Origin of the sequence: Burkholderia sp. MSh2, assembly GCF_000731655.1 — a bacterium.
GTDB lineage: Bacteria > Pseudomonadota > Gammaproteobacteria > Burkholderiales > Burkholderiaceae > Burkholderia > Burkholderia paludis.
The window spans coordinates 1-1,142 of sequence record NZ_JPGM01000156.1 but is presented as its reverse complement, the minus strand read 5'-3'; the positions used below and the strand labels follow the sequence as shown (position 1 = coordinate 1,142).

Below are 1,142 nucleotides of genomic sequence, written 5' to 3'. Positions count from 1 at the left end.
ATCACGCCGAGCGGCACGACCATGATCACCGAGAACGGAATCGACCAGCTCTCATACAGCGCCGCGAGACACAGGAACACGACGAGGATCGAGATCGCGTACAGCAGCGGCGCCTGCGAACCGGACTGGATTTCCTGAAACGACAGGCCCGTCCACGAATAGCCGATGCCGGTCGGCAGCTTCTTCGCGAGCGCTTCCATCGCAGCCATCGCCTGGCCCGTCGAGTTGCCCGGTGCGGCCTGCCCCTGGATTTCGATCGCCGACACACCGTTGTAGCGTTCGAGCTTCGGCGAGCCATAGACCCAGTGACCCGTCGCGAACGCGCTGAACGGCACCATCCCGCCCGATCCGTTGCGCACGTACAGGATGTTCATGTCTTCCGGTGTCATCCGGAACGGCGCGTCGGCCTGCACATAGACCTTCTTGATCCGGCCGTCGACGTCCAGGAAGTTGTTCACGTACTGCGACGCCCACGCGATCGAGAACGTCTGGTCGATCGCGGTAGCCGTGACGCCCAGCGCATTCGCCTTCTCGCGGTCGATGTCGACCTTGTACTGCGGCGTGTCGTTCAGGCCGTTCGGGCGCACACCCTGCAGCGTCGGATCCTTCGAGGCCATCCCGAGCAACTGGTTGCGCGCGGCCATCAGCGTTTCGTGGCCGAGACCGGCGTTGTCGGTCAGCTCGAAGTCGAAGCCGGCCGCCGTGCCGAGTTCCGGAATCGACGGCGGGTTGAACGGGATCACCATCGCGTCCTTGTAACCCGCGTAACGCCCGAACATCCGGCCGATCAGCGCCTGCACCTTCTGGTTCGCATGCTGACGCTGCGCGTAGTCCTTCAGGCGCACGAACACGAGACCGGAGTTCTGGCCGCGACCCGCGAAGCTGAACCCTGCCACCGTGAACGCCGATTCGACGATGTCCTTCTCGTCATTCAGCAGGTAGTCGGAAATGTTCGCGAGCGTCTTCGCGGTCGTTTCCTGCGTCGAACCCGACGGCGTCTGCACGATCACGAACATCAGGCCCTGATCCTCGTCGGGCAGGAACGACTTCGGCAGGCGCACGAACAGCAGGCCGACCGCGACGATCACGACCAGATAGATGATCATCCAGCGGCCCGAGCGCTTGATCACATGGTGCACGCC

1 protein-coding gene is annotated in these 1,142 nt (G+C 63.6%); it reads right to left on the bottom strand.

What is annotated here, in order from left to right; translation table 11 throughout:
- Nucleotides 1-1,142, bottom strand: a 1,142-nt coding sequence (locus tag GQ57_RS38005; RefSeq protein ID WP_034200628.1) for an efflux RND transporter permease subunit, incomplete at both ends; no start/stop codon positions are given.